Source organism: Nesterenkonia sp. PF2B19 (genome assembly GCF_001758425.2).
In the GTDB taxonomy this organism is placed as follows: Bacteria; Actinomycetota; Actinomycetes; order Actinomycetales; family Micrococcaceae; genus Nesterenkonia; species Nesterenkonia aethiopica.
This window is the reverse complement of record NZ_MDSS02000008.1, coordinates 51,002-76,435: the sequence shown is the minus strand read 5'-3', so window position 1 is coordinate 76,435 and position 25,434 is coordinate 51,002. Positions and strand designations below refer to the sequence as shown.

Genomic DNA, 25,434 nt, shown 5'->3' with positions numbered 1-25,434 from the left:
AGCCCCGGATCACTGGTCACAGTGGTCCGGGGCTTCGTCGTATCCGGGGTCCATCGCGGGCTGCCGCTCCCGGGTGCCCCTTGACGGCGGAGTGTGACGTGAGCTACAACAGATAACGAATGTAGTTCATTTATCGGGGAGTGCCCCCGTTCTCAGGAAGGCAGCGCCCCGTATGGTCGAGCTGATCATCCACAACGCCCGCATCCGCACGATGACGGCGGCCAGCGATGCGGCGATCGTCACCGACACCGCCGTCGCCGTGGCCGGCGGCATGATCCACGCCGTGGGAGGCGATGCGGAGATCCTCTCGCACGCCCGTGACGAGACCCGGATCGTCGATGCGGCCGGGGCGACGCTGACTCCCGGCCTCATCGACTCCCACTGCCATCCCGTCCTGGGGTGCTCCGCGACGGTCGGCATCGACTTCGGGGGCATGGTGGATCTGGAGTCCGTTCGGGCGGCCATCGCCGAGGAGGCTTCCCGGCTCGGGGCCGGAGAGTGGATCCTCGGCTGGAATCTCGACTACAAGGCCTTCGAGACAGCAGGCATCCGCGGGGATCACTTCGACGGCGTCACCGGCGGGCGCCCGTTGGCCGTGCGCTTCTTCGACATGCACACCGGACTGGCCAACAGCGTGGCGATGGAACGTTCCGGCGTCGACGGAACCGAGACGTTCGCCGACGCCAGCGAGGTCGTGGTGGACGAGGACGGTACGCCCACCGGTGAACTCCGGGAGATTCCGGCGTACTCTCTCGTCTTCGACGCGGTGCCCCAGGGGCCAGCTGAGGAGCTGGCCGGCACGGTCCAGACCAAGCTGCTGGAGATGGCGGCCAGCGGGGTCACCGGCGCCACCATCATGGACGGCGATCGGAAGACCCTGACCACGTTGCAGGCGTTGGAGGAGCTTCCCGGTGGCCTGCCCGTCCGCCTGCAGGTCGCTCTGTGGCATCACCCCGGTGACGATGACTCCGCCGTCGCGCAGCGGATCGCGCTGCTGAGCAGCTCCGGCCGCCGCTTCCGCGTGAGCATGATCAAGATGTTCATCGACGGGGTCATCGACGGCGGCACCGCCTGGCTCCACCAGCCCGACACCCACGGGGAGTCCGCCGAGCCGTTCTGGCCCAGCGTCGACCGCTACGCCGAGGTCGCCGAGGCCTACCACCGGGCCGGATTCCAGCTGGCCACGCACTCCTGCGGCGATGCCGGCGTCGCCCACGTCACCGAGGTCTACTCCCGACTCGACCCGTCAGCCGGCTCCGGGGCACCGCATCGGATCGAGCACCTGGAGACGATGACGGACCATGACGTCGATTCCCTTGTGGAGGCCGACGTCGTGGCCTCCATGCAGCCGCTGCACATGCAGTGGCGGGAGGCGCAGGGCACAGACCCGTGGGCGGCCCGGCTGGGGGAGGAACGAGCATCCCGTGCCTGGCGGGTCAAAGACGTCCTCACCGCCGGCGGGCGGATCGCGCTGGGCTCCGACTGGCCGGTGGCCGAGAGCGACGCCCGCCTCGGACTTGCCTGGGCGCGCCTCCGTCGCCGTCCCGGCCACCCCGAGAGTCAGGTCTTCGAGCCTGCTCAGCGGCTCACCGGTGTCGAGGCGCTGCTGGGGTACACCTGGTGGGCCGCCGAAGCCCTCGGACGCGATGACCTCGGCACGATCACCCCCGGGTCTCAGGCGGACCTCGCGCTCTGGGTCGCCGACCCGGTCGAGACCGACCCCGACGAACTCATCGCCACCCCGGTGCTCCTGACCACTGTGGCAGGGGAGATCATCCACCAGACCCAGGAGGTCACATCATGAGCACAGCATCTTCGACGGTCAGCGAGAGTCCCGCGCTGAGACGCAGTCTCGGACTGCCTTACGCCGTCCTGTTCGGTCTGGCCTACATGGTGCCGCTGACGGTCTTCACCACCTACGGCATCGTCAGCACCATCACCTCCGGGCACCTCGCACTGGCCTACATCATCACCTTGACCGCCATGCTGGTCACCGCACTCAGCTACGCCCGGATGGTGAAGGCGCTGCCGGTGGCGGGATCGGCCTACACCTACACCCAGCGCTCCTTCGGGCCCAACCTCGGATTCCTCGTGGGCTGGTCGCTGCTGCTCGACTACCTCTTCCTGCCGATGATCAACTTCATGATCATCGGGCTCTACCTCAACGCGGCGATCCCCGCACTGCCGGCCTGGCTGATCATCGTGGCCACCATCGTGATCGTCACGGCGATGAACGTGCTCGGCATCAAGGTGGCCGCCGGCTTCAACAGCATGCTCGTGGGGATCCAGGTGGTGTTCATCGTGGTCTTCGTGATCATGAGCGTCGTGACCCTCACCGCCCAGGACGCGCCCATCGACCCGCTGGCGCCCTTCGCCAACGAGGAGTTCCAGTTCGCCGCGCTCATCGCCGGCGCCGCGGTGCTGTGCCTCTCGTTCCTCGGGTTCGATGCGGTCTCCACGCTGTCCGAGGAGACCAAAGACCCCACCCGCACCATCCCGCGCGCCATCCTGATCTGCACGTTCAGCGCCGGTCTGATCTTCATCTTCCTCTCCTGGCTGGGGCACCTGGTCTTCCCCGACTGGACGGCCTACAGCTCCGTGGACACCGCGGCCACCGATGTGATGGCGCGCGCCGGCGGGGCGTTCCTGGTGGCGTTCTTCACCGCCGCGTTCATCTCCGGCGGGGCGGCCTCCGCGACGGCCTCCCATGTCTCCGTGACCCGCATCCTCTACACGATGGGCCGCGATGGCGCGATGCCCGGCCGAATCTTTGCCGTGCTGCACCCGAAGTTCCGCACGCCGTACCTGGCGGCGCTGGCCGTCGGGGCCGTCTCACTGCTGGCTCTCGTGCTGCCGTTGGAGCTGGCCGCCGCCATGATCAGCTTCGGAGCGCTCATCGCCTTCACCTTCGTCAACCTCTCCGTGATCAAGTACCACGCGGTCGACAGGGGGCGCCGCCACGGCGGTGACCTCATCCGGTTCGTGGTCCTGCCTGCGATCGGCGTGACGCTGTGCCTGTGGCTGTGGACCTCGCTGTCCCCGGACGCCTTCATGGTCGGTCTCGGATGGGTCGGCGTCGGCCTGGTCTGGTTGCTGGTGATCACACGGGGCCTACGCCGGCCGGCGCCCACGATGGACCTGCAGGAGGTGGAGGACTCGGTCGTCCCCAGCAGCTAGTGCCGCCCCGCACAGAGACGGTCCCCTGCCGGGCCAGCCGTTCACGCGCTGCCCGCAGGGGACGTCTCTGTGTGAGGGTGGCTGTCAGTATCCGCGGTCGACCCACTCCTGGAGGAAGGGCTTCTCCTTGTCGATGCGGGTGGACTCGCCGTGTCCGGGGAGCACCTGCGTCTGCTCCGGCAGCTCCGCGAAGATCCGGTCGCTGATCGACTCGATGATCGTCTCGAAGCTGCTGTGGGACCGACCGGTGGCCCCGGGACCGCCCTGGAAGAGCGTGTCGCCGGCGAAGAGCACCGACCCGCGGGACCCGTCGGTGTGGGGGAGGTCCTCCGCATAGAAGCAGGTGGAGCCGGGCGAGTGGCCGGGCGTGTGGACTGCTGTCAGGCGAGTGTCGGAGACGGTGAAGACATCGCCGTCGGAGATCTCCACATCAGGACGGGCATGGGCATGGACCTGCTCCCACAGGACGTGGTCGGCCGGATTCAGGTGGATACGTCCGCCGACCTTGCGCTGGACGTCGAAGACCTCACGGATGTGGTCGTCATGGCCGTGGGTGAGCAGGATGCCCAGGACCTGGCGGTCTCCGACCTGCTCCGCCACAGCCTCGGCGTCATGGGCAGGATCGATGATCAGCACCTCGTCGTCGTCACCGACGAGGTAGACGTTGTTCTCCACCTCCCATGTCCCTCCGTCCAGGGAGAAGGTGCCTGCGGTGATCAGGTGTTCGATGCGTGCCGTGGTGGCCATCGGGTGGGCTCCTCTCAGCCGATCTCGACGACGCTGCGCAGCACGTCGCCCTGGTTCATGGTCTCGAAGGCCTCCTGGACCTGGTCAAGGCGGACCCGCTCGGTGACGAACGCATCGAGGTCCAGGCGCCCCTGGCGGTACAGATCCACCAGGTAGGGGAAGTCCCGACTGGGCAGACAGTCTCCATACCAGGAGGACTTCAGGGAGCCGCCCCGGCCGAAGAGGTCGATCATCGGCAGCTCCACGCTCCACGAGGGATCAGGGACGCCGACCAGGACCACCCGGCCGGCCAGGTCACGTGAGTAGAAGGCCTGCGTATAGGTCTCGGGCCGGGCGACGGCGTCGATGACGACGTCGGCGCCATGGCCTCCGGTGAGCTCACGGATGGCTTCCACCGGATCGGTGCCACCTGCCTCCACGGTGTGGGTGGCGCCGAGCTGCCGGGCCTGCTCCAGCTTCCGCGGGTCGAGGTCCACGGCGATGATGGTGGTGGCTCCGGCCAGTCGCGCCCCGGCGATGGCTGCGGTTCCCACGCCTCCGCAGCCGATGACGGCGACCGACTCCCCGCGGGCCACCTCACCGGTGTTGATGGCCGCCCCGATGCCGGCCATCACCCCGCAGCCGAGCAGTCCTATGGCGGCGTTGTGCTCGTCCTCGGTGTCCTCGACGACGGTGCACTGCCCGGCAGCGACCAGCGTCTTCTCCGCGAACGCTCCGATGCCCAGGGCCGGCTCCAGGGGAGTGCCGTCGGCCAGCGTCATCTTCTGCGTGGCGTTGTGGGTGTTGAAGCAGTACTGGAGCTTGCCGCGGCGGCAGGCACGGCACTCGCCGCAGACGGCGCGCCAGTTCAGGATCACTGTGTCCCCGGGGCTGACCGACGTCACCCCCTCGCCGACGGCGGCGACGCGGCCGGTGGCCTCGTGCCCCAGCAGGTAGGGGTAGTTCTGACCGATCATGCCCTTCTGGTAGTGCTGGTCGGTCTGGCAGACGCCGCAGGTGAGCACATCGACCACGGCCTCCCCGGGGCCCGGATCGGGGACGACGATCTGCTCGACCGTGGCCGGCGCGTCCTGAGCGGTGACGACCACGGCGTTGACGGTATAGGGCATTTCAGGGGCTCCTCTTCAGGCAGGTGACATCGTTGGTGGCAGGTGTGGGCGGCGGATGAGCCATGGTAGGCCCGCCGAGGGGAGAGGGTTCAAGACCTCATGCGCGAGGCGCTGGGGTCGAAGAGGGGCTCCTCGGCCACGCGCGCCCTGAGGCGGCGGCCGAAGTAGGACGCCTCGACCTCGGTGCCCGCGGCAGAGTGCTCCGCGGGCACCCAGGCGTAGGCGATCGACTGTCCGGTGACATACCCCTGGTCCGCGCTGGTGACATAGCCGATCGGTCGGCCGTCGTCGCCCGCCGCATAGACGGGCTCATGACCCATGAGCACCTTCGACGGGTCCTCCAGCAGCAGGCACACCAGCTTGCGGCTGGGCTGGTCGGCGCCGATCGCGGTGAGCTTCTCCGCCGCCGCGCCGCGGACCGCGAACTCGATGCCGGCCTCGTGGGGAGTGTGCTCGCGGGTCATGTCGGTGCCCCACAGGCGCATGCCCTTCTCCAGGCGCAGGCTTTCGAAGGCGCGACGCCCCACCGGGAGGATGTCATGGCGGCGCCCGGCGCCGATCAGGACATCCCACAGGTGGCGGCCGAACTCGGCCGGTGCATAGAGCTCCCAGCCCAGCTCCCCGACGTAGCTCAGGCGCATGGCCAGCACTGGAACGCCGGCTACGTGGAGCTCGCGGCTGCGGTAGAAGCGGAACGCCTCATGGGAGAGGTCCTCGTCGACGAGGCCCTGGAGCACCTCGCGGGCCTGAGGTCCCCAGAGCCCCAGCCCGCATGACCCGGAGGAGGCGTCCCTCAGGTGCAGCGCATAGGAGCGTTGCCTCATCATCATCTGGAACCAGGCGGCGTCGAGGTTGCCGTTGACTCCGAGGTGGTAGGTCTCCTCGGCCGTGCGGGCGATCGTGATGTCCGAGAGGATGCCGCCCCGTTCGCCCAGGATGAGCGCGTAGACGATGCTTCCCACCGTGCGTCCGACACGGCGGCTGAGCAGACCGTCGTCGGCCAGGCCGTCGAGGAACTCTGTGGCCCCGGTGCCGGAGAGCTCCCAGCGGGGAAGAGAGGACATGTCCACCAGGCCCACAGACTCGCGCAGGCGCCTGGCCTCGACCGCGACGAGCGGGCTCCAGTACTGCGCCGACCACTGGTCGCGGGTGGGCAGGGGGGCGTCGCCGAGCATGGGGACCGCGGGACGCATGTCCGGAAGGGTCGCATTGGACTCGTACCACAGCGGCCTTTCCCAGCCGTTGGCCGAGCTGAACGACGCCCCGCGCCCCCGCTGCCGCTCGTAGAAGGGGGACGTGCGCAGACCCCGCAGACGCAGAGTCGTCGCGCGGGGGTGGACGATGTCGTAGACCTCGTCATAGGACTCCTCGCCCTGCTCGCGGGCCCAGCGCTGGGATGTCAGAAGCGGGTCGAACCGGGCGACGTCGAGGCCGTGGGTGTCGATGCCGGGATCACCGGTGGTGAGCCATTGGGCCACCACCTCGCCGACGCCGGCGGACTGGGTCACCCACACGGACTGGGCCATCCAGAGGCCCTCGATCCCGGGCACCGGTCCCAGCAGTGGGCCGCCGTCGGGGGTGAAGGAGAAGATGCCGTTGAAGCTGAGCGAGTCGTCCAGCGTGGTCTCGCGCAGCTCGGGGAGCAGACGCTGGGCCTCCACCCATGAGGCCTCGAAGTCCTGTCGCGTGAACGGGTGGATGGAGGCCTGCCCGCCGTGCCGGAGGATCTGCTCGGGGCTTGCGATCTCATGGTCCGCCACCGGAAGGGGGCGGTGCTCGTAGGCGCCGATCGCGATCCTCGAGCCCCATTCGCGCAGGTACATGCCGTGATCCTGGTGCCGGATCATCGGCCGGGCGACCTCGGTGGCGTCGTCGAGCCCCGCGAGGGATTCGATCGGCTGGCTGAAGCCGAATCCGTGCTCGACCGGGAGCATCGGAATGTCCATGCCCAGCAGCTCGCGGGCCAGCTTCGGCCCCCAGAGTCCGGCGCAGGAGATGACGATGTCGGCCTCGATCACCTCTGGTTCGGCGTCGGAGCCGACCGGCACCGTCTCGACGCCGGTGACGCGGGTGCCGGAGCGACGGATTCCGGTCACCTGCGTCTCGCTGACCAGTCGCGCCCCGCCGGCCTGGGCGCGTCGTGCCTGGAACTCGACGGCGCGAACACCCTTGACCACGGCGTCGGTCGGTGTGTGGAGGGCACTGAGCACTGTCGAGGTGTCGATGTCGGGCCACAGGGCGGCGACCTCCTCGGGGGTCAGCAGCTGTGCGGGCACACCCCAGGACTTCGCAAAGTCATGCCGGCGGTGCAGCTCCTCGACACGTTCGGCGGTGGTGGCCAGCTCCAGGCCGCCCACGCGTTTCATCACCCACTGTCCGTCGACCTCCGCGCCGTCCAGCTTGTCCAAGGTGCGCTGGGCCAGCTCACACATGGCCTTGTTGGGCGAGGTCTGGAACACGAAACCTGGGGCGTGAGAGCTTGAGCCGCCGGTCTCGAACAGCGGACCCTGCTCGACGACGGTGACGTCCGTCCAGCCCCGCAGGACCAGTTCGTCGGCGACGGCGGCGCCGACCACTCCCAGGCCGATGATGACCACACGGGAATCGTGCGGAGCAGTGTGGTGCGACATGCATCCTCCAGGCGTTGCATATTAAGAAACGAGATGTTCTGTGCGCAACCAGCCTAGAGGCCGTGTGTTTTATGGCACAAGGGGTTCACCCTGGGTGTTTCCTGAATCGTGGCCAGCTCAGCCTCCGAAGTACCCCATCCTGACCTCCAGGGTGCGAGCCTCCCTCTTGAGCGTCTCGGCAAGCTCGGCGAAACGTGATTCCGGCAGCCGGAAGGACGGGCCGGTGATCGACAGGGCGGCGGCCACCTGGCCGTCCTTGCCGCGGACGGGGACCGCCAGGGCGTTGATGCCCTGTTCCCACTCCGCCACGGCGGAGGCCCAGCTGCGATGCCGGATCGTCTCCAGCTCGCTGCGCAGGACTTCCGGGTCGGTCATGGTCATGCCGGTGAAGCTGTCCAGTCCGCGCTCCACGAGTCGGTCGAACTCGTCCTGGTCGGCGTGGGCGAGCAGGATCTTTCCAGTGGATGTGGCATGCAGGGGGCCGCGCTGTCCGACGTACTGATGGCTCACGCTGAGCATCTGGTCGTCCGCGGCCTGGATGATCGTCACGGCGTAGCGTCGTCCAGGATGGCCACGTTGACCGTCTCCTGAAGCTCCAGGGCCAGGGCGTCGCAGCAGGCCTGGGCGTCCTTGGAGAAATCCATCTGCGCCGCCACTGAGTTGGCCATGTGCAGCAGGGTGATGCCGAGCCTGAAGGCGCCCCGTTCGCGCTCCTGTTCGACGAGCCCGTGGGCCTCCAGCGTGCCGAGCAGTCGGAACGCCGTGGAGCGGTGCACGTCGAGCTCCCGGGCGATCTCCGCGATCGTCAGAAGCGGCGACTCGCTCAGGAGTCGGAGGATCTGAGCGGCGCGGTCGACGGACTGGATGCGAGTCAGGTTCTCGGACGTCATGAAAAAACTCCAGATTCTTCGGATGGCCTCTTGACGCACCCCTCGTGGGCAGTGAAGCATAGGTCGCACAACGTGTTGCGCACTATAAATCATGTTGCGCTATTAGCAACACTAGGTGAAACCGGTGGTGATGGCAAATGAGTGTCCGCGTCTGTTCCCTGCAGGACCTGACTCCAGGAGAAGGTCTGCGCATCGATTCTGTGACTCCGCCGATCGCGGTGTTCCTGACCGAGGACGGCCAGGTGCATGCGATCGACGACACCTGCACCCATCAGGAGGCCTCCTTGGCCGCCGGATGGTTGGAGGACTGCCGAGTGGAGTGCCCTCTGCACGAGAGCACGTTCTCCCTGCTGACCGGAGACGTCGACCAGCCGCCCGCCAAGCGCGGTGTGCGGGTCCACCAGGTCGAGGTCCGCGGCGACGACGTGCTCGTCGAGCTGTCCCAAGATGCACCGAATCTTCCCCCGGGGGTGACTGTCTGATGCTGGACTCATCGATGACCATGTACGGAGCGGGACTGCCCGTCGACGGGCACCTGCTGATCGTGGGAGCCGGCCTGGCCGGTTATCACGTGGCGCGCGGAGCCCGGGCCAACGGGCACCAGGGCCCCATCACGGTGCTCGGGGACGAGCTCCACCCGGCCTACGACCGTCCTGCGCTGAGCAAGGCGTTCCTCAGCGGAGCGGCGGGCATCGAGCACCTGGTGCTCGACGACCCGGAGAATCCGCTCGATGTCACTTGGTTCGGCGGAGCCGCCGCCGAGCGCCTCTCCGCGGAGCCCCTAGGAGTCGAGACCTCCGACGGTCGCTTCCATGACGCGGACGCGGTGGTGATCGCCACCGGCGCGCAGGCCTGCCGGCTGCCCCTCTCGGGTCAGGCCACCTTCGTGCTGCGCAACATCGATGACGCCCTCGCGCTGCGCAGCAGGGTCGTCGAGGACCAGCGCATCGCCATCGTGGGCGGCGGGTTCCTGGCGCTGGAGGCCGGAGCCACCTGCGCGGAGCGCGGGGCTGCGTCGGTCACCGTCGCGGCAGGTGAGCACCACCCGGGGGCCGCGCGTCTGGGAGCGCCCGTGGGCGAGGCCGTCGGCTGCTGCATGAGCGCCGCGGCGTGCACTTCGCGCCGCCGAGCCGTGCGGCCTCGGTCCGCGACGTCCCGGGCGGTCAGGAGCTCGTCCTGGCGGACGGCCACACCGTGGAGGCAGACATCGTCATCTGCGCCATCGGGGCGACCCCCGCGACCGCCTGGCTGCGGGACGGGGTCCTCAGCCTCGACCCCACCAGCGGAGCAGTCCTCTGCGACGACACAGGATTCACCGGGATGCCCGGCATCTGGGCTGCGGGGGACTGCGCGCAGTGGGCCTCCCAGGCCTCGGGCCTGCGCCCCGTGGGCCAGTGGCAGGAGGCGGTCGAGCAGGCAGGCATCCTCTCCGCCTCGCTCACCGGCGCCGCCCCTGCGCCGTTCCAGGAGCCGTACTTCTGGTCCGAGCAGTACGACGTGAAGATTCAGGGAGCCGGTCGGATCAGCCAGGCCGACGAGGTACGGGTGATCGACGGCAGCATCGAAACTGCCGATCTGCTGGTCAGCTATCTCCGTGAGGGCGCCGAGGTGGGGATTCTCGGCTTCAACCGCCTTCGCGAGGTCAAGCGCTGGCGCAAGCAGCGCCAGGTCCGCGCGGCGGACGTGCTGGTGGCCTGACCTCCGACCCGGTCCCGACACCCAGGAAAGAGAGAACACGCACCCATGATCATCGATCACTTGGACGAGCCCCTTCCCGGATCCTCATTGCGGCCGACCCCGCCGGGCGTGGCCTACACCGATCCCGAGATCTTCACCCAGGAGCAGGCGGAGATCTTCGAGAAGCAGTGGAACTGTGTGCTCCGCGCGGACTCGCTGCCGCAGGCCGGCACGTGGAAGACGGTCACCGTCGGCCGCGAGGAGATCATCGTCGTCCGCACCCGGAAGGCCGGCATCGCCGCCTACTACAACGTCTGTCGCCACCGCGGCATGCGCATCTGCACCACGGGTGAAGGACGCAGCAAGACCCTGAAGTGCGGGTACCACGCGTGGACCTACGCCCTCGAGGGGGAGCTGGTCGCCGCACCGAACCTCACCTCGATGCCCGATGTGGACCAGGAGGCCTACGGGCTCCGCCCGGTCCACGTCCGGGAGTGGCTCGGCTACGTGTGGGTGTGTCTGGCGGAGGAGCCGCCGAACTTCGATGAGGCCGTCCTCGGTGAGGTCCGCACCAGCTTCGGCGAGGTGGAGTCCATCGACAACTACGGCATCGAGAACCTCGCCTGTGGCGAGACGAAGACCTACGACGTCCAGGCCAACTGGAAGCTCATCATCGAGAACTTCATGGAGTGCTATCACTGCGCGACCATCCACCCGGAGCTCACCGAGGTCATCCCGGAGTTCGCGGACGGCCTGGCGTCCCAGCGGAAGGACGGCGTGGTCCACGGCGCCTCGTTCGGCGACGAGATCACGGGCTTCACCGTCGACGGTTCCTCGGGCGTGGCCGAGATTCCTGCGATCGCGCCCGATCAGGAGCGCAAGTACTACGCGATCACCGTCCGTCCGCAGGTCTTCATCAACACGGTGCCGGATCATGTGATCATCCACCGGATGTTCCCGGTCTCGGAAAGCCGGACGATCGTCGTCTGCGACTGGCTCTTCCTTCCGGAGGTGGTGGAGAAGATCAACGCCGGAACCCTCGACGTCTCCAAGTCGGTGGAGCTGTTCCACCGGGTCAATGAACAGGACTTCGAGGCCTGTGAGTACACCCAGCCCTCGATGTCCTCCAGCGCCTACACCTCCGGGGGAGCACTCGTTCCCAGCGAGCATCACATCAGCGAGTTCCACGACTGGTGGTACGCGGCGCTGGGATGGCGCGCCCCCGAGCAGGTCCGCGACGAGCAGACGACGGCGGCACAGGCCTGAGCATGCCCATCAGTGTGTTTGACCTGTTCAGTGTGGGGATCGGTCCGTCGTCCTCGCATACGGTGGGGCCGATGCGGGCAGCGCGCCGGTTCGTGGTCGAGGAGCTGCCTGCCGGTGACGACCTGGGCGGCTTGGCTGAGGTCCGGGTGGACCTCTACGGCTCCCTGGCCGCCACCGGGCAGGGTCATGGGACCTTCGATGCGGTGCTGTTGGGCCTGGAGGCTGGGACGCAGAAGCGATCCTGCCCGAACAGGTCGAGGAGCGGCTGGCCGATATGCGGGCCACGGGGACGGTCCAGGTCGGCGCCCAGGTGGAGCGCCGGGTGGATGTGGCCCTGCGGGTGGAGGATTTCGTGCAGCGGCCGTTGACGTTTCTGCCGCAGCATTCCAATGGGATGGTGCTCACCGCGGTCGATGCTGGGGGGCTCAGCTGGCGGAGCAGACGTATTTCTCCATCGGGGGCGGGTTCGTGGTCACCGCCGCCGAGGCGGAGGCGGCCTCTCTGGGTGAGGTGGTGGAGTCCACGGAGGCGGCGGTGCCGTATCCGTTCACCACGGCTGCGGAGTTGATGGGCACTGCCGGGATGCTGGGCTCTCGGTCTCGGAGGTGATGATGGCCAATGAGACGGTGGTGCGTTCCGAACAGGAGGTCCGGGCAGGGGTCCTGCATATCTGGGCCGTCATGGAGGACTGCAAGAACTCTGCGCTGGGTCGGTCGGGGGAGCTGCCGGGTGGGTTGAAGGTGCGGCGTCGTGCCCCGGGCTGGCATGCCCGTCTGGCCGAGCAGGATCCGGATCGGTCGTATGCCTATTGGCAGGAGTGGGTGAATCTGGTGGCTCTGGCGGTCAATGAGGAGAACGCCTCGGGCGGCCGGGTGGTGACGGCACCGACCAACGGGGCCGCCGGCATCATTCCGGCGGTGGGGTTCTACGCGACCCACTATGGGCCGGGCGGTTCGTTCATCGCGGCGCAGGATCGCCAGGAAGCGGTGGTGCGTTACCTGCTGGCTGCGGCGGCGATCGGGGTGCTGTACAAGGAACAGGCGTCGATCTCTGGTGCTGAGGTGGGGTGTCAGGGGGAGGTCGGTTCGGCGTCTTCGATGGCGGCTGCGGGGCTGTGCGAGGTGCTCGGGGGCAGTCCGGAGCAGGTGGAGAATGCCGCGGAGATCGCGATGGAGCACAATCTCGGGCTGACCTGCGATCCGATCGCGGGGTTGGTCCAGGTGCCCTGCATCGAGCGCAATGCGCTTGCGGCGACCAAGGCGGTCAATGCGGCGCGGATGGCGTTGATGGGTGATGGCCAGCATCGGGTCTCGTTGGACGAGGTGATCGTGACGATGCGCGAGACGGGGGCGGATATGTCCTCGAAGTACAAAGAGACCGCTCAGGGCGGGTTGGCGGTCAACGTCATCGAATGTTGAGACCCACGCAGTGAGACCCACGCAGTGAGACCCACGCAGTGAGACCCACGCAGTGAGACCCACGCAGTGAGACCCACGCAGTGAGACCCACGCAGTGACATCCCCGACGTGACAGTGACATCTTCCCGGTGGCGCGGCAGAGAAGACGCCGCCGGGAGACGACGACAGGTCGGGACGGACCGACCACAGAAGGAGCCGGAGACATGAACGACACCCTCGCCTCGCTCCGTCGAGACGACCCAGACATCGCTGCGGCGATCGACGCGGAGCGGCAGCGGCAGTCCGACACGCTGGAGATGATCGCGTCGGAGAACTTCACCTCACCAGCGGTCATGGAGGCTCAGGGCTCGGTCCTGACCAACAAGTACGCCGAGGGATACCCGGGAGCCCGCTACTACGGCGGCTGTGAGCACGTGGACGTGGTCGAGCAGATCGCTCTGGACCGCGTGCGGCAGCTCTTCGGCGCCGAGGCGGCGAACGTGCAGCCGCACTCGGGAGCCCAAGCCAATGCCGCGGTGTTGGCCGCCCTGCTGCAGCCCGGAGACACGATCCTCGGCCTCGACCTGGCTCATGGTGGTCACCTCACCCATGGCATGCGGCTCAACTTCTCCGGTCGTCTCTATGACGCAGTGGCGTATCAGGTCAGCGAGACTGACCACCTCATCGACATGGAGGAGGTCGCTCGGCTGGCCCGCGAGCACCGGCCGAAGCTCATCATCGCCGGATGGTCCGCCTACCCGCGACAGCTGGACTTCGAGGCGTTCCGTCGCATCGCCGACGAGGTGGGGGCCTACCTGATGGTGGACATGGCCCACTTCGCGGGCCTTGTGGCCGCAGGGCTCCACCCCAACCCCGTGCCATACGCGGATGTGGTGACCACCACGACCCACAAGACCCTGGGTGGACCGCGTGGTGGGGTGATCCTCTCCCGGGCGGAGCTGGCCAAGAAGATCAACTCTTCAGTGTTCCCTGGTCAGCAGGGCGGTCCTCTGGAGCACGTCATCGCCGCCAAAGCCGTGGCGTTCAAGGCCGCCGCCGGGGAGGCGTTCCAGGACCGCCAGCGGCGCACCGTGGAAGGCGCCCAGATCCTTGCGGACCGCTTTCTGCAGCCGGACGTGGCGGCCTCAGGCATCACACTGGTCAGCGGAGGCACCGACGTGCATCTGGTGCTGGTGGACCTGCGCCACTCGGAGCTGGACGGCCGGCAGGCGGAGGATCGGCTGCACGAGATCGGCATCACGGTCAATCGGAACGCCGTGCCCTTCGATCCGCGCCCGCCGATGGTGTCCTCCGGGCTGCGCATCGGTACCCCCGCACTGGCGACTCGCGGCTTCGGTGCCGAGGAGTTCCGCGAGGTGGCCGACATCATCGCCTATGCCCTGGCGCCGACCCTCACCGCAGGGGATCGCGTCGAGCTCAGTGCGAGAGTGGCCGCCCTGACGGCCCGGTTCCCGCTCTACCCCCACCTCGAGACCACGATGCAGGAGGTCGTCTGATGGCTGAGATGCTGCCGGAGCACCCGGATTTCCTCTGGAGCAACCCGGAGCCGAAGCGGTCCTATGACGTGGTGATCGTCGGTGGAGGGGGCCATGGGCTGGCCACCGCGTACTATCTGGCAGCTCACCACGGGATCACCAATGTCGCGGTGGTGGAGCGAGGGTGGCTGGCCGGTGGGAACATGGCCCGCAATACGGCGATCATCCGCTCGAACTACCTCTGGGATGAGAGCGCGGCGATCTATGAGCAGTCCCTGAAGCTCTGGGAGCAGCTGCCCGACGACTGGACTATGACTTCCTCTTCTCCCAGCGCGGAGTGCTGAATCTGGCGCACACCCTGGAGGACGTCCGGGAGTCGGTGCGGCGGGTGGAGGCCAATAAGCTCAACGGGGTCGACGCCGAGTGGCTGAGCCCGCAGGAGGTCAAAGAGGTCTGCCCGATCCTCAACATCGGTGACGACATCCGGTACCCGGTGATGGGGGCGACCTTCCAGCCGCGGGCAGGGATCGCCAAGCATGACCATGTGGCCTGGGCCTTGGCGCGGCGCGCCTCCGAGCTCGGAGTGGATCTGATCCAGAACTGCGAGGTCACCGGGTTCCTCTTCGAGGGGGACCGGGTCACCGGGGTGGAGACCAGTAGAGGCCGGATCCACGCGGGGAAGGTCGCCCTCGCAGCGGCCGGGCATTCTTCGGTGGTCGCCGGGCTGGCCGGCCTGGAGCTGCCGATCCAGTCCCATCCGCTGCAGGCGCTGGTCTCGGAGCTGTTCGAGCCGGTGCACCCCACGGTGGTGATGTCGAACCATGTCCACGTCTACGTCTCTCAGGCGCACAAGGGCGAGCTGGTCATGGGGGCTGGGATCGACCAGTACGTGGGCTACGGGCAGCGCGGGGCGTTCCACGGCATCGAGGAGCAGATGGCTGCCGCAGTGGAGCTGTTCCCGATCTTCGCTCGGGCGCACGTGCTGCGCACCTGGGGCGGGATCGTGGACACCACGTTGGACGCCTCGCCGATCATCTCCAAGACGCCGGTCGACCAGCTCTACGTGAACTGCGGCTGGGGGACCGGCGGCTTCAAGGGGACCCCGGCGTCCGGGTACACCTTCGCCCACACGATCGCCCACGACGAACCCCATCCGCTCAACGCGCCGTTCGCCCTGGACCGGTTCGAGACCGGGCACCTCATCGACGAACACGGTGCCGCCGCCGTCGCCCACTGACCCCCACGTCTTCCCCGAAGAGGTCCTGACATGATGCTCATCCCTTGTCCGCACTGCGGACCCCGCAATGAGAACGAGTTCACCTATGGGGGCCAGGCGGAGGTCTCCTACCCGGAGGACCCGCACGCCCTCGACGACGCCGCATGGGCGCGTTTCCTGTTCTACCGGGACAACACCAAGGGACGATTCGCCGAACGGTGGGTCCACGCCCTGGGGTGCCGGAAATGGTTCGACGCCGTGCGGGACACCGTCACCTATGAGTTCCACGAGACCCGTCCCGTCGGGCGGATGACCGACCTTCCCCAGGGTCCGCAGGAAGGAGCCCACCCATGACCGTGACCTCGCGCCGCCTGCCTGCTGCGGCGGCACCCCATGCCCGTGTGGAGACCACCCGGCCCCGCCGCTTCACCCTCGACGGTGAGACGATCAGCGGGGTGCAGGGTGACACCGTGGCCAGCGCGATGCTCGCCTCCGGGAGGCTGCGGGTGGGTGACTCCATCTACTTGGGTCGCCCTCGGGGCATCTTCGCGGCCGGCGTGGAGGAGCCCAATGCGTTGATCTCCGTGCGCGGCGACCAGCCGGGGGCCGTGACCGAATCGATGCTCTCCGCGCCTGCGGTGGAGCTCACCGACGGACTGGACGTCCGATTGCTGTCCGGGCTGGGGACCCTGGACCCTGCCGCTGACGAGGCCTACTACGACCACAAGCACGTCCACACCGACGTGCTGGTGGTCGGTGCCGGGGCCGCCGGTCTGGCCGCCGCCCGTGAGGCCGCCCGCTCGGGTGCGCGGGTGATGCTGGTGGACGAGCAGGCCGAGGCCGGCGGCGAGCTGTTGGACCGCCGCAGCGCGCGCATCGACGGACAGCCCGCGCGGGCCTGGATCACCGGTGTGGTCGGAGAACTGGCGGACAGCCCGGAGAGCGTGCACCTGCAGCGCACCACGGCCATCGGCAGCTATGACGCGAACTACCTGGTCGCCGTAGAACGCCGGCGCGCCCATCTCTCGGGAGCCGGGGCCGATGGGGTGTCGCGCGAGCGGGTATGGCACATCCGGGCCTCTCAGGTCGTGCTGGCGACCGGCGCCCATGAGAGGCACCTGGTCTTCGCGGACAACGACCGCCCGGGCATCATGCTGGCGAGTGCGGTGCGCAGCTACCTCAACCGCTACGGCGTGTTGGCCGGTGAGCGGACCGTCATCGCGACCACCGGGGACTGGGTCTATGACCTGGTGGAGGATCTTCAGCAGGCTGGAGGCGAGGTTGCCGCGGTGGTCGATTCCCGGCCGGAGCTCTCGGAGCGCGCCCTGAGTGCTCAGGCCGCGGGCGTGCCCGTGCACGCCGGTTCCGTGGTGGCGGGCACTGATGCTGACGATCAGGGAGACCTGTCGGCCGTGCGCATCAGCGGGTTGGCCGAGGACGGCACGCTCACCGGTGCGGTCACGGTGGTCGAGACCGATGTGCTCGCCCTCTCCGGGGGATTCACCCCGACCATCCACCTGCACACTCAGCGGCAGGGCGCGATCCGCTGGGAAGACTCCCTGGCGGCCTTCGTGCCGGAGAGGCCGGTGGCCGGCCAGCGGACCGCGGGCATGATCAACGGCTGCCTCGACCTTGCTGGGGCGCTGCAGGAAGGTGCCGACGCTGGGGCCGCGGCAGCCGGTGACACAGGCTTCGCCCGCACCCCGCAGGTTCCTCAGGCGGATCCGGAGGCTCTGGCACCCGCCCGTCCGGTATGGCTTGTGCCGGCGCCGGGCCATGAAGATCTCGCCGACGCCGAGGCGTACCGGAACCATTTCGTGGACTTTCAGCGGGATCAGACGGTGGCCGATGTGATGCGCGCCGCTGGGGCCGGGATGCGCTCGGTGGAGCACGTCAAGCGGTACACCTCGATCTCCACCGCCCATGACCAGGGCAAGACGAGCAGTGCGGCGCTGATCGGCGCGTTGGCGGTGCTGCTGGGCAAGGAGAACCCGCAGGGAATCGGGATCACTGCCTTCCGGCCCCCGTACACACCGGTGTCCTTCGCCGCACTGGCCGGACGGCGTCGTGGAGATCTCTTCGACCCGGCCCGGATCACGCCGATGCATTCCTGGCACGTGGCCCACGGGGCTGTCTTCGAGGACGTCGGCCAGTGGAAGCGCCCCTGGTACTTCCCCCAGGAGGGTGAGTCGATGGACGAGGCGGTGCTTCGTGAGTGCGCCGCGGTGCGGGAGTCAGTGGGGTTCATGGACGCCACCACCCTGGGCAAGATCGAGATCCGCGGGACCGACTCCGGAGAGTTCCTCAACCGCATCTACACGAACGCGTTCAAGAAGCTCGCTCCGGGCAAGGCCCGCTACGGGGTGATGTGTGGCGCTGACGGGATGATCTTCGACGACGGTGTGACCCTGCGTCTGGACGAGGACCGGTATCTGATGACCACCACGACCGGTGGGGCGGCCGGTGTCCTGGATTGGCTGGAGGAGTGGCTGCAGACCGAGTGGACGGACCTGGACGTCACGTGCACCTCGGTCACGGAGCAGTACGCCACCGTGGCTGTGGCCGGGCCGAGGTCCCGCGACGTCATCGCTGAGCTGGCCCCCGACCTGGACGTCTCTGCGGAGGCCTTCGAGTTCATGGCCTTCCGGGAGACGACTCTGGCCTCCGGCATCCCCGCCAGGGTCTGCCGGATCTCCTTCTCCGGGGAGCTGGCCTTCGAGGTCAATGTGGCCTCCTGGTACGGGGCACAGGTCTGGGAGGACATCGCCGCGGCGGGGGCTCCCTACGGCATCACACCCTATGGCACCGAGACCATGCACGTGCTGCGCGCCGAGAAGGGGTACATCATCGTCGGACAGGACACCGACGGCACCGTCACGCCCCAGGACGCCGGCATGGAGTGGGTCGTCTCGACCCGCAAGGACTTCATCGGCAAGCGTTCCTACGCGCGTCCGGACAACCAGCGCGAAGACCGCAAGCAGCTGGTCTCCGTGCTGCCGGCGGACCCGGAGCACCGACTCCTCGAAGGGGCGCAGCTGATCGCCGCCGACACCGACGTCGCCCAGATTCCGGTGCCCATGGAGGGTTGGGTGACCTCGTCGTACCGGTCGGCCGCCCTGGGCCGGACCTTCGGGTTGGCGCTGATCTCCCGGGGCCGAGAGCGCATCGGTGAGACGCTGCGCACCCCGGTGGACGGCCGACTCGTCGACGTCCTCATCCAACCCACCGTCCTCTACGACCCGGAAGGGAGTCGCCGCGATGGCTGAGATCCACACGTCAGGACCCGCCGCGCTCAGACGGTCCCCACTGGCGCATCTGCACCAGAGCCTCGCCGCAGGCTCCGCCGCGGCCCCGGAGCGCTTCAGCGTCCGGGAGATCGCGTTCACCACACAGATCGGAGTCCGGGCGACTCCGGGAGGTGCGGCGCACCAGGCGATCTCCGAGGCCCTGGACGCCGGGCTTCCCTCCGGCGTCGGCGAAGTGTGCGGAGACCCCGCCACGACGGCGGCCCTGTGGCTGGCGCCCGACGAGTTCCTCGTCGTCGCCGAGACCGATCGTCACGACCTGCTGGTCGCGCTGACCGACGCGTTGGGGGAGCACCCCGGCCAGGTGGTGGACCTCTCCGCCAACCGGACGATCCTGGAGATCTCCGGGGATCGTGCCCGCGACGTGCTGGAGAAGGGCGTGCCGGTGGACCTGCACCCTCGGGGGCTGCCGCCCGGCTCCGCGGTGGTGACCACGCTGAGCCTGGTGCCGGTGCTGCTGTGGCGCACTGGAACCGGCTCTGGAACCGGCACTGGAACCGGCACTGGAACCGGCACCGGGAACGGGCATGACGAGGGCCCCGACTCGGATACGTTCCGCGTGATGCCGCGGATCTCCTTCGCCGACCATGTGGCCCGCTGGCTGCTCGACGCCTCACGTGAGCACCGGCCGGCCTCGACCCCGACCGACCAGCCTGAGGAGGCCACATGCCCAGCGACCGTGGGATGATCCTGACCCTGGACTGCCCTTCCACCTTGGGGATCGTCCATGCCGTGAGCGAGGTGCTTCTGGCCCACGGGTGCAACATCATGGAGCTGGCCCAGTTCAACGACCCGCGGGCGGGACGCTTCTTCCTGCGGGCACGGGCCGAGAGTGGGGACCCAGACGACGCTGCCGCCGCCCTGGCCGCTGTGGAGGCGGACCTGGCCCCGGTGGCGGAGCGCTTCGGCATGAACTGGTCGCTGCGGGCCGCTGATGCCAAGCCCCGTGTGCTGGTGATGGTCTCGAAGTTCGAACACTGCCTCAACGACCTGCTCTTCCGCACCCGGAAGGGTGATCTGCCCATCGAGATCGTCGCGGTGGTGTCCAACCATCCGGATCATCAGCGGCTGGTCGAATGGCATGATGTGCCGTTCGTCCATATCCCGGTGACCCCGGAGACGAAGCCGCAGGCCGAGCAGCAGCTGCTGGACCTGGTGGATCGCCTGGAGATCGACCTGGTGGTGCTGGCCCGGTACATGCAGATCCTCAGCGACTCCTTGGCCACTCGCATGGAGGGACGGGTGATCAACATCCACCATTCGTTCCTGCCCAGCTTCAAGGGAGCCAAGCCCTACCACCAGGCCTTCGAGCGCGGTGTGAAGACCGTCGGCGCCACGGCGCACTACGTGAACAGCGAGCTCGATGAGGGTCCCATCATCGCCCAGCAGGTGCTGGATGTGGACCACACCCACGGACCTGAGGACCTGGTGGCCGCCGGACGGGACACCGAATGCAAGGCGCTCTCCGATGCGGTGCGCTGGCACGCCGAAGGCCGGGTCATCCTCCACGGCGGCAAGACCGTCGTGCTCCGCTGAGCTGCGGATCAGCCGCAGAGCATCCGCGCCGGTGAGGGCGGGCCCCTGAACCGCTCAGGTTCAGGGGCCCGCCCTGTCTGAACAGGGCCGCGTGGCCCCCGCGGACGCGGCTGGAGCGGTCACTCGAGCATGGCGTTGACCCGCTCGTTGAGGTCGGCCAGCGTCTCGGCGTCCCGACCACCGATGTAGATCTCGTCCATGGCCGGTGTCATCAGCGCATCGATCGAGCCGAACTGGTCGGTGACCGGGTAGAACATGGTGTGCCCGGCCTCCACCAGGTCCGTGAAGGGGGCGACGTCGATGCCGCGCTCACCGAAGGCCTCGATGGCCCGCTCGGTGGACTCGGGTCGAGCCGGGAGCACGACGGCGGCGTCGCCGACGATGTTCTGACAGGTCTCCGAGCCCAGGAAGGCCACGAACCGCGCCGCCTCCTCCGGGTGATCCGTGTCGGCGCTGATGGAGTCGGCCAGCCCGTTGTACATCGACACCGGGTGACCCGCGGGCCCCGCCGGAAGCCGAGCGATGCCGACGTCGACGCCGTCGAGCCGGGTGTAGGAGTTCAGCATCCAGGAGCCGTCGGTGGACATGGCGGCCTGTTCGGAGCCGAGCTGCTGCTGGGCGTTGGCATCGCCGCCCACCTCCTCGTAGGAGGCCAGGTACCCCTTGTCCACGAAGCCGAACAGCCACTCCAGAGAGTCATGGAGTCGAGGATCGTCGAAGTTGTACTCCTGGCCCCACACATCGGCGTCGGTGAAGCGCCATCCGGTGGACCCCGCAGTCCAGGACCACATGGTCTGCCCGGAGGTGCCGCCGGAGCCCTGCGAGGCCAGCCCGTAGACGGCGACGTCGTCCGGGTCGAAGTCCTCCTCGTCTCCGCGGTTGCCGTCGGAGTCGACGGTGAGGCGGGCGACGATCTCTTCGAAGGAGCCGCCGTCATCGGGGTTCCAGTCCAGGTCCTCGAGGTCGGCGGGCGTGAGCCCGGCGTCGGCGAGCATCTGCTCGTTGTAGAAGATCGCCACCGTGTCGAAGTCCTTCGGCATGCCGTACCAGCCGCCGTCCTCGCCGACCCAGAGGTCCGCCAGACCGTCGTGGAACTCCTCGGCGTCCACCGCCGCGGTGGCCTCCAGCGCGTCGAGGTCCAGCAGCAGCTCCCGCTGCACGTACTCCGGGTACCGGGAGAGATGATCGGTGAACACGTCCGGGGCGGTGCCGGCGACGAAGCCGGCGGTGAGCTTCATCCAGTAGTCGTCGAAGCCGTACTGGCTGATCCTGACCTCGATGTCCGGGTTCTCCTCCTCGAAGGCGTCGACGCAGTGCTGATACGGCAGCAGCTGGTTCGCGTCCCAGAGCCAGTAGTCCAGGGCGAGGGTGTCCTCACCCAGGGCGATCCCGCATCCGGTGGCGGAGGTCGCCGCCAACGCGGCCAGCCCCAGTCCGACGCCGCGGCGTGCGGCACGTGACGAATGTGCGCGTCTCATCTGTGGTCTCCTCATTTGATCCCGCTGAAGCCGATGGAGCTGACGATCCGTCGGGCGAAGAGCATGAACAGCAGCAGCATGGGCAGAGCGGCGACCAGCGTCGCGGCCATCAGTCCGGCCCAGTCCGGCCCGGTCTGCGGGCTCTGCTCCGTGAAGTTGCCCAGTGCGACGGTGAGCACGCGGGAGGCGTCCGTGTAGGAGACCATCAGCGGCCACAGGTAGTCGTTCCAGGCGGTGATGTAGGTCAGGATCGACACGGTCGCGATGGGCCCCGCCGTCATCGGGATGATCAGGGTGAAGAACACCCGGACCCTCCCGGCGCCGTCGATCAGCGCCGCCTCCTCCACCTCGGTGGGGACGTTCATGAAGAACTGTCGGAGGAAGAAGATCGCGAACGGCGTCATGAACATGCTCGGGAGCATGATGCCCAGGAGGGTGTCGATCAGCCCCAGCTCGCGGACCAGGAGGAAGTTCGGCAGCAGGGTGAAGATGACCGGAACCATCAGGGAGAGGAGGAACAGCCCGAAGACGACGTCCCGGCCCTTCCACTGCAGCCGGGAGAACGCGTAGGCGGCCATGGCGGAGAAGAAGACCTGGCACACGGTGATCCCGGTGGCGACCAGGACGGTATTGACCAGGTAGCGCCAGAAGTCGATCGAGGCGCCGGAGCCGCCCTCCGCGATGGCCTGCTCGGTCTCCTGAAGTCCGAAGACCCGCTGGAAGCCTCCCAGGTTGGCGTCGGCCGGCATCAGGGAGACGGCTTCGGCATAGAGCGCGGAGTTGCTGGACAGTGCGGTGCGCAGCATCCAGAAGAAGGGGAACAGTGTGATGATCAGCAGGATGATCATCACTGTCCAAGCCAGGACGCGTCCTGGAGAGAGCCGGCGTCGGGATGTGCCTGACGGCGGCCGTGCGGCGGGGCGCGCCTCCTCGGCGCCGCGGGCGGTGGCGGTGGCTGCGGTGCTCATGATCGTCCCCTTCCTCAGTTCAGGTCCGTCTGGCCGGCCCGGGTCACCCGGTACTGCAGGACGGTGACCACCATGAGGATCACCAGCATCGCCACGCTCAGCGCGGCGGCGTACCCGAAGTTGAACTGGCCGAAGGCGTTGTCATAGATGTAGAGCTGCAGCACGCGGGAGGCGTCGACGGGGCCGCCGCCGGTGGTGACCGCCACGGTGTCGAAGACCTGGAACGAGCCGATCACCGAGATGATCAGCACCAGCCCCAGGATGGGCCGCAGAAGCGGCAGGGTGATGGTGAAGAACTGACGGATCTCGGAGGCGCCGTCCACGCGCGCGGCCTCGTAGAGGTTGCCGGGGATGGCCTGCAGACCGGCGAACAGCAGCAGGGCGGTGTATCCCATGTGGCGCCACACGTTGACCAGCGCGATCGTGGGGATCACCCAAGCCTCGGTGGTGAAGAAGCCGACCCGGCCCACGCCCAGCCATTCCAGGAAATGGTTCCCGATGCCGAGTTGGAAGTCCAGGATCCACAGGAACACCAGGGCGGCGACCACGTTGGAGACCAGGAACGGCGTCAGCACCAGCGAGCGCAGCACGATCGAGCGGCTCAGACGCTGCATCAGCACCGCCAGCACCAGGGCGACCACGGTCTGGATCCCAATGTTGATGACCACGTACAGCAGGGTCACCCGCACCGCGTTCCAGAAGACGGGGTCGGAGATCATCTCTTGGTAGTTGGCCAGTCCGACGAACCGGGCCGGGGTCAGGATGTCCCAGGAGGTGAAGCTCAGCCAGATGCCGCGGACCAGGGGCCAGAAGTAGAAGAGCAGCAGGCCGACCAGGGCGGGCAGGATGAACAGCAGGGCGAGCCGGGTGTCATCCCGGCGGCCGACGGCGCGTTTCGGTCGGAGTCGGTGGGCGCCGGACGACGTCGGGGCCGGGGCAGGGTTCTCGACAGCACTCATCACGGGTCTCCCTCAGGTCTCCGGACGCCGTTCAGCGGCCGGGTCCGTCGCCGAAGTGCGGGATGTCCATCCGGGTGCCGCCGTCGCGGGCGGAGGCGTGGGCCACGATGCCGGGGGCGGTGAACTTCGCCGCCAGCCAGGCGTTGACCGGGGGGAGCTCTCCGGTGACCACGGCGCGGACGAAGTCGTCCGCGAGGAAGTGGTGCGCGCCCTCGTGACCGTTCGGCGCGCCCTCGAAGGTGTGGGGCAGACGCGACCGGTCATGGACGGGCGCGGTGCCGGAGGTGAAGGCCGCACGCAGCGCGGGGTCGACGTCGCTCAGGTCCGTGTCCCCGCTGCTGTCCCGCACCGGCAGGAAGTCTGCGGAGATGTCGCGGGACTCGGTCTTGTCGTTCCACACCGTCTGGTGGGCGAGCTGCTCGAAGCTGGCCTCGGTGCCGAAGAACCGGAAACGGGATTCGCGGATGTGGCAGGGGTAGCCGACCCGACGCATCTCATTGGTGCGCAGGCAGCCTCCGTCCGAGAGCTCGAAGAGGGCCGTGGCATTGGAGACGTCGTTGTCGAACATGCTCACCTCGCGGTCGAAGACCCCGTCGTTCCGGCGGTCCTTCACCCCCAGGCAGCTCACGCTGACGGCGTGGGCGGGGAGGGCGCCGAGGACCCCGCCGAGCGCGTGGGTGGGGTAGAGCATGGGCGGGTAGCTCGCGGTGGCCTTCCAGTTCTCGCCGCCGCTGTACTGATAGGCCGCGTAGAAGCCGAGGTCCATGTCGTGGACGTAGTCTCCTTCGGAGTAGAAGACCTGGCCGAGCTCGTCGGAGCGGATCTTCTCCCTCATATACACGGTGGCGGGGTTGTAGTAGCTGGTCTCGCCCATCATGTAGGTGAGTCCGGTGCGCTCCACGGCGGCGATGATCTGTTCGATCTCGGTGAGCTCCACGGCCATGGGGACGGCGGAGTACACGTGCTTGCCGGCCTCCAGGGCGGCCAGGACGAGCGGGCCGTGGGTCCAGCGCTGGGTGAAGATGGCCACGGCGTCGACGTCGGAGGCCAGCATCTCCTCGAAGCTGCCCACCACGGTGGCGCCGTCGTAGTGGGCTGCGAGCTGTTCGGCGCGTTCGGGCTGCAGGTCCGTGACGGAGAGCTGGGAGACGTTCGGGTGGAGGTCCCAGAGGGTGGCGAAGCTCTTGGAGAACTGGCCGGCGCCGACGACGCCGATGCTCAGGCTCCCGGCCTCGGGGGCGAGGGGAGAGGTGGGCTCAAGGGGCAGCTGGTTCATCAGGGGGTCCTTCCGTCGCGACGAGGTGGGTGGGTATTTGTCAGGATGTCTGAGAGATCGAACATGCCTCAACATTTGCGCTCAACTATCAACGAAAAGGAACGGTGTGTCAAGGCTCACATATCGTCTGATCAGGTGAAACGATTGAATCCATCGATGTAATCATGAACAGGCCACATTTCCGCAGATGCCCGCGGTGACCAGAGAGCGGACGAGTGGGGTGGAATGCCTCAGGGGCGGCCGATCAGTAGGATCGGCCGCCCCTGAGGGGGATGCATCAGTGTTGAGTTGTGTGGGATCGACGATG

The 25,434-nt window shown here is 68.0% G+C and carries 19 protein-coding genes and 3 pseudogenes; 13 read left to right on the top strand and 9 right to left on the bottom strand.

From position 1 onward, the window contains the following. Window positions 1-172 precede the first annotated feature (172 nt). Both BCY76_RS04125 and BCY76_RS04120 read left to right on the top strand, forming a co-directional pair. Complete coding sequence (locus BCY76_RS04125; RefSeq protein ID WP_070160574.1) at window positions 173-1,804, top strand: amidohydrolase; 1,632 nt, start codon at window positions 173-175, stop codon at window positions 1,802-1,804. Then, on the top strand, window positions 1,801-3,177 hold the full coding sequence (locus tag BCY76_RS04120; protein ID WP_070160576.1) for an APC family permease: 1,377 nt from the start codon (window positions 1,801-1,803) through the stop codon (window positions 3,175-3,177). The genes BCY76_RS04125 and BCY76_RS04120 overlap by 4 nt, the downstream gene beginning before the upstream one ends. A gap of 84 nt (window positions 3,178-3,261) precedes the next feature. Here BCY76_RS04120 and BCY76_RS04115 read toward each other — a convergent pair whose 3' ends face one another. The 5 genes from BCY76_RS04115 to BCY76_RS04095 form a co-directional block, all read right to left on the bottom strand. Beyond that, entirely contained in the window at window positions 3,262-3,924 is a 663-nt protein-coding gene (locus BCY76_RS04115; protein ID WP_070160578.1) for an MBL fold metallo-hydrolase, read from the bottom strand. A gap of 14 nt (window positions 3,925-3,938) precedes the next feature. After that, window positions 3,939-5,033 (bottom strand): S-(hydroxymethyl)mycothiol dehydrogenase, encoded by a 1,095-nt coding sequence (locus BCY76_RS04110; RefSeq protein ID WP_070160580.1) that lies wholly within the window; start codon window positions 5,031-5,033, stop codon window positions 3,939-3,941. Between the two features lie 89 nt (window positions 5,034-5,122). Further along, window positions 5,123-7,663: a GcvT family protein gene (locus tag BCY76_RS04105; RefSeq protein ID WP_070160582.1), complete on the bottom strand. Its 2,541-nt coding sequence runs from the start codon at window positions 7,661-7,663 to the stop codon at window positions 5,123-5,125. Window positions 7,664-7,780: 117 nt separating this feature from the next. Next, window positions 7,781-8,212: an IclR family transcriptional regulator gene (locus tag BCY76_RS04100; RefSeq protein WP_083277550.1), complete on the bottom strand. Its 432-nt coding sequence runs from the start codon at window positions 8,210-8,212 to the stop codon at window positions 7,781-7,783. Further along, window positions 8,209-8,553: an IclR family transcriptional regulator gene (locus tag BCY76_RS04095; RefSeq protein ID WP_170922576.1), complete on the bottom strand. Its 345-nt coding sequence runs from the start codon at window positions 8,551-8,553 to the stop codon at window positions 8,209-8,211. The genes BCY76_RS04100 and BCY76_RS04095 overlap by 4 nt, the downstream gene beginning before the upstream one ends. A gap of 137 nt (window positions 8,554-8,690) precedes the next feature. Between BCY76_RS04095 and BCY76_RS04090 the strand changes: the two genes are divergently transcribed. From BCY76_RS04090 to purU, 11 genes and pseudogenes are all read left to right on the top strand, one after another. Further along, on the top strand, window positions 8,691-9,035 hold the full coding sequence (locus BCY76_RS04090; RefSeq protein WP_070160584.1) for a bifunctional 3-phenylpropionate/cinnamic acid dioxygenase ferredoxin subunit: 345 nt from the start codon (window positions 8,691-8,693) through the stop codon (window positions 9,033-9,035). Further along, window positions 9,035-9,589: pseudogene (locus BCY76_RS20635) on the top strand (FAD-dependent oxidoreductase); the annotation flags it as partial. The gene BCY76_RS04090 and the pseudogene BCY76_RS20635, both read left to right, overlap by 1 nt. A 53-nt stretch (window positions 9,590-9,642) precedes the next feature. Next, a complete protein-coding gene (locus BCY76_RS19810) occupies window positions 9,643-10,251 on the top strand; it encodes an FAD-dependent oxidoreductase (protein WP_336581915.1) in 609 nt (202 codons plus the stop codon). A 45-nt stretch (window positions 10,252-10,296) separates the two neighbouring features. Then, window positions 10,297-11,496: an aromatic ring-hydroxylating oxygenase subunit alpha gene (locus BCY76_RS04075; RefSeq protein WP_085437199.1), complete on the top strand. Its 1,200-nt coding sequence runs from the start codon at window positions 10,297-10,299 to the stop codon at window positions 11,494-11,496. A gap of 2 nt (window positions 11,497-11,498) precedes the next feature. Continuing rightward, window positions 11,499-12,914 (top strand): annotated as a pseudogene (locus BCY76_RS18495) (L-serine ammonia-lyase). Window positions 12,915-13,117: 203 nt separating this feature from the next. Continuing rightward, a complete protein-coding gene (gene glyA, locus BCY76_RS04065; RefSeq protein WP_085437197.1) occupies window positions 13,118-14,410 on the top strand; it encodes a serine hydroxymethyltransferase in 1,293 nt (430 codons plus the stop codon). Next, window positions 14,410-15,626, top strand: a pseudogene (locus tag BCY76_RS04060) (sarcosine oxidase subunit beta family protein). The gene glyA and the pseudogene BCY76_RS04060 overlap by 1 nt, the downstream one beginning before the upstream one ends. Window positions 15,627-15,656: 30 nt before the next feature. Continuing rightward, window positions 15,657-15,959: a sarcosine oxidase subunit delta gene (locus BCY76_RS04055; protein ID WP_070162146.1), complete on the top strand. Its 303-nt coding sequence runs from the start codon at window positions 15,657-15,659 to the stop codon at window positions 15,957-15,959. Next, on the top strand, window positions 15,956-18,871 hold the full coding sequence (locus BCY76_RS04050; protein WP_070162144.1) for a sarcosine oxidase subunit alpha family protein: 2,916 nt from the start codon (window positions 15,956-15,958) through the stop codon (window positions 18,869-18,871). The genes BCY76_RS04055 and BCY76_RS04050 overlap by 4 nt, the downstream gene beginning before the upstream one ends. After that, window positions 18,864-19,598, top strand: a complete 735-nt coding sequence (locus BCY76_RS04045) for a sarcosine oxidase subunit gamma (RefSeq protein ID WP_070162142.1) — start codon at window positions 18,864-18,866, stop codon at window positions 19,596-19,598. Before BCY76_RS04050 ends, BCY76_RS04045 begins: the two co-directional genes overlap by 8 nt. After that, the gene (purU, locus tag BCY76_RS04040) at window positions 19,577-20,446 is read left to right on the top strand and encodes a formyltetrahydrofolate deformylase (RefSeq protein WP_070162140.1); all 870 of its coding nucleotides are present in this window, start codon (window positions 19,577-19,579) and stop codon (window positions 20,444-20,446) included. The genes BCY76_RS04045 and purU overlap by 22 nt, the downstream gene beginning before the upstream one ends. 119 nt (window positions 20,447-20,565) lie before the next feature. On the opposite strand, the gene BCY76_RS04035 is transcribed toward purU, so the two are convergent. Genes BCY76_RS04035 through BCY76_RS04020 form a run of 4 tightly spaced genes read right to left on the bottom strand, consistent with a single transcriptional unit; the run spans window position 20,566 to window position 25,127 of the window. Further along, window positions 20,566-21,924, bottom strand: a complete 1,359-nt coding sequence (locus tag BCY76_RS04035) for an ABC transporter substrate-binding protein (protein ID WP_085437195.1) — start codon at window positions 21,922-21,924, stop codon at window positions 20,566-20,568. Between the two features lie 11 nt (window positions 21,925-21,935). Continuing rightward, on the bottom strand, window positions 21,936-22,892 hold the full coding sequence (locus BCY76_RS04030; protein WP_070162138.1) for a carbohydrate ABC transporter permease: 957 nt from the start codon (window positions 22,890-22,892) through the stop codon (window positions 21,936-21,938). Between the two features lie 14 nt (window positions 22,893-22,906). Next, window positions 22,907-23,851, bottom strand: a complete 945-nt coding sequence (locus BCY76_RS04025) for a carbohydrate ABC transporter permease (RefSeq protein ID WP_070162136.1) — start codon at window positions 23,849-23,851, stop codon at window positions 22,907-22,909. Between the two features lie 31 nt (window positions 23,852-23,882). Beyond that, entirely contained in the window at window positions 23,883-25,127 is a 1,245-nt protein-coding gene (locus BCY76_RS04020; RefSeq protein WP_070162134.1) for a Gfo/Idh/MocA family protein, read from the bottom strand. Window positions 25,128-25,434: the final 307 nt, after the last annotated feature.